The 3,182-nt window shown below is 66.8% G+C and carries 6 protein-coding genes; all 6 read right to left on the minus strand.

From position 1 onward, the window contains the following. Positions 1-71: 71 nt before the first annotated feature. Complete coding sequence (locus AB0B89_RS35660) at positions 72-701, minus strand: hypothetical protein (protein ID WP_358561968.1); 630 nt, start codon at positions 699-701, stop codon at positions 72-74. An 82-nt stretch (positions 702-783) separates the two neighbouring features. Further along, positions 784-1,101 (minus strand): hypothetical protein, encoded by a 318-nt coding sequence (locus tag AB0B89_RS35665; RefSeq protein WP_358561971.1) that lies wholly within the window; start codon positions 1,099-1,101, stop codon positions 784-786. After that, positions 1,098-1,370: a hypothetical protein gene (locus AB0B89_RS35670; protein WP_358561974.1), complete on the minus strand. Its 273-nt coding sequence runs from the start codon at positions 1,368-1,370 to the stop codon at positions 1,098-1,100. The genes AB0B89_RS35665 and AB0B89_RS35670 overlap by 4 nt, the downstream gene beginning before the upstream one ends. After that, positions 1,370-1,822, minus strand: a complete 453-nt coding sequence (locus AB0B89_RS35675; RefSeq protein WP_358561977.1) for a plasmid replication, integration and excision activator — start codon at positions 1,820-1,822, stop codon at positions 1,370-1,372. Before AB0B89_RS35675 ends, AB0B89_RS35670 begins: the two co-directional genes overlap by 1 nt. A gap of 112 nt (positions 1,823-1,934) precedes the next feature. After that, positions 1,935-2,666, minus strand: coding sequence for a GntR family transcriptional regulator (locus AB0B89_RS35680; protein WP_358561980.1), 732 nt, complete (start codon positions 2,664-2,666; stop codon positions 1,935-1,937). 264 nt (positions 2,667-2,930) lie between these two features. Continuing rightward, complete coding sequence (locus tag AB0B89_RS35685; protein WP_358561983.1) at positions 2,931-3,080, minus strand: hypothetical protein; 150 nt, start codon at positions 3,078-3,080, stop codon at positions 2,931-2,933. Positions 3,081-3,182 lie beyond the last annotated feature (102 nt).

Consider the following 3,182-nt stretch of genomic DNA (forward strand, 5'->3'; position numbering starts at 1 on the left):
GGTCATCGTCACTGTCTCGATCGTCCTGTCTAGCTCTGTTTCACATCATGAGGACTCATTCGTCCTATGTCTCACAAGAGTCTGACAGAGAGGGGGTCGCTGCGGGGGAAGGTGAGCAGGAGCCGGCCGGAGCGCTCGACGCTGATTCGGCAGGCGGGTGCGCCGAAGCCGTGGGCGAGGTGTTCGGTGCGGTCGGTCCACTCGGTGACGGCCTGCCCGGAGAGCATCTTCACCGTGACCAGGTCGGCCCACGGGGTGCAGGTGACGCGAAGGAGGTGGGGCAGGTAGTCGCGGCCTCGTAGATGGCGGCCAAGCCCGGAGACGATCATCACCGGTTGCCAGTGACGCCGGTAGATCGAGGCCAGCCGCCACCAGGCCAGCAGACGCCAGCCGACCAGCCGCAGGAACGAGGAGCGGTCGAGCAGCGTCCACGACAGACCAGCCGTGGCGGTCAGCCCGATGAGGGCCAGGACGAAGGGGTAGCCGTATCGGGTCCAGATGACGCCGAGGCCGACGACGGCGGCCAGGGCGATCGGGTGGCGCCAGGTCAGCCGCAGCGCGCCGGCCAGCATGCGCCACGCGGCGATGATGAGAGTGAGGATGGCCGGGGTCTGGACTACGGCCGGGCGGAAGACGACGGCGGTGTCCGGGGTGGTGGAGACCAGGCGCGCGGCCTCGTCTCCGGGAAGCTTTTTGAACATTAGGCTTGAGCCCTCTCTTGATTTCGTGTCCAGGGAGAACAGGGGCCGCCGGAAGTACCAGTTCCAGCGGCCCCACCGCATGTCAGGCCTCGTTCGGGCCGACGTTGCTGTTGCTGCTGAGGTGTCGCTTGGCGTAGAGGCGCTCGCACTCGGCCAGGTAGCGCCCCGCGCCGTTGGCGAGTTCCCGGGCCAGGGCGATGTCGCGTTCGGTGACCGGGCCGCCTCCGGTGCTGGAGACGATCACCTGCCCGTCGCGGCTGGAGATCTCCAGGCAGGCCCGTTCCTGGCCGATGCACAGCACCGTGACCGCCAGGTCGGGGGTGTAGAAGGACAGGTCCAGGCGGGTGATCCCGTCGTCGATCGCGGCCCTGATCTGGGTGTACGGCTCGCGCTCGCTCACGCAGCCACCCCGCGTCCGTTCGGCAGGCCGTGGAAGCAGCGCTCCACCGAGGTGGCGAACTGATGGGCCTGGGAGGCGAGCTGGCGGGCGAACTCCAGATCCGAGGCGGTGACCTCGTCACCGGTCGAGGTGGTGACCAGGACCGACAGGGCGCCGAAGTCCAGCGCCAGGACCGGGGTGCGGGCTGGGTAGGGGTAGTTGGTTGCGCGAGCGCCACGCCCGGTGTTGAGGGTGATGGTGCTGATGCGGTGTGTCTTGCGGCGTGCCATTAGGCGGCGTCCTTTCCGGAGATAGCGGTGTGCTTGGCGGGGGTGGAACCGGGATGGGTTGGTGTGGTGGCGGAGCCGGTGCGGGGAGCGCGCATCTCTCGCGCCTTGATCGAGTAGGCCAGGCGGCCGTTGCCGTTGACGTAGGGGGTGACGGTGAGGTGGTCGAATTCGACCGGGGTGAAGGGCAGGCCCGGCATGGGAGCCGGGGGCACGGGTTGGACCATGGTCAGGATCTTGACCGCGACGGTCTTCTGTCCGGGCTTGACGGTCGGGTCGGCGTCCATGACCGCGACCTGCCAGACCAGTTCTCCGCTGGTCTTGTCGCGGGACTGGACGAACCGGCCGCTGGTGGAGGCGTCGAAGTCCTTGACCGCCTCGACCTGCCCGACGACGTAGCAGCCGTGCGGGAAGACCATGTCGAAGGTGACGGGGATGGGACCTTGCAGAGCCATAAGCTAACTCCCTCTGTTGACTGACAGGCACTCGACCTATCAAGTATCTCGAGAATAAGGAAGCCCGCTTGGTAGGTCAAGTACCTAAGCGGGCTCGCGTGGTGAGAGTCGTCTAACCGATCGGATAGATGTCCTCCAGCTCATGCCGATCAGCCGGAAGCAGCACCTCGACCACGGCCAGCGCCTTGCCGGCGGCATCCCGCACCGCCCCGTACACCACCAGCAGCGGCGCCCCCTTCGGCATGCCCAGCTGCTTGACCTCCTCGGTCGCTGGCATCCGAGCGGTGATCTGCTCCACCACATGGTCGAACCGCACACCCTTGCGGGAGTGCAGATGCTCGCGAAGACCTTGGTCCAGCGGTTCGACCTGCGTCAGCGCGGTGCCCTCCGCCAGCTCCAACGGCACCCACACCGACACGACCTCAGTCGGCTCGCCATCCTTGCCGATCACGCGGCGACGCAGGAAGGCCTTGCTTTTGGGGGTGAGGTCGAGCATGACGGCGATGCGGTTGGGCACGGCCACGGCCGCAGCTTGCACCACCTCACCTGGGGAGGCGGTTTCCGGGGCAGTCAGGTAGGCCTGTCCAGGGCGGGGCTGCTCGGCCCCGGCAACGGCAGGACGGCCGCGAACGAAGCGTCCCTTGCCCTGCTGCGACTCCACCCACCCTTGCTCCCGTAGGACCCGCAGCGCGGCCACGACAGTTGGCCGGGAGACGCCGAACTCGTTGATGAGCTGGTTCTCACTCGGCAGCATGGAGCCAGGAGGGTAGTCCCCGGACTCGATGCGTCGTTGCAGGGCTTGCACAAGTTGTGCGTACTTCGGCGGCACGGACTCTAGCGACATTACGACCGTCCATCACCCGACAGGTTGTTTTACCAAGTTAGAGCCTAACTTGGCTTTCCGCCCCTGTCACGAGCTTGGCACCAGCGGCGGAAACACAGACTCCCGGCAGACACAGCGCGGGGGAAGGACGCACAAAGGTGGAGGTGAGCCGGTGCGTCGTGCTCTGTACCTGCCGGGAGCTTGAAAGGCGCGACGAGACCGGGGTGACGCTCCCGAGGCAAGCCCGTCCTTGCCCCGGGGACCCTGCCCCGCCGCGCCGGTCTACTAGCGGCCGACGTACTCGGCCAGCACGTTGGCGGCGCCCTCCAGGTCGGCGACCGGGTGCCGCTTCTCGGCAGACTGCCAGGAGAAGTAGGCGCCGCCGAACCCGACGAACACCCACACCGGCAACCCAACCCGGGGACGCGGGATCATCAGCGCGGCGGAACCTGTCAAACGTGTTGAGACATCAGGCTACTTGTGTGGTTTGTGGTGAAGCGCCGTCGTCTTGAGACGTGAGTGGTTTGTTGATCCACA

Source organism: Sphaerisporangium sp. NPDC049002 (genome assembly GCF_040649355.1).
GTDB lineage: Bacteria > Actinomycetota > Actinomycetes > Streptosporangiales > Streptosporangiaceae > Sphaerisporangium.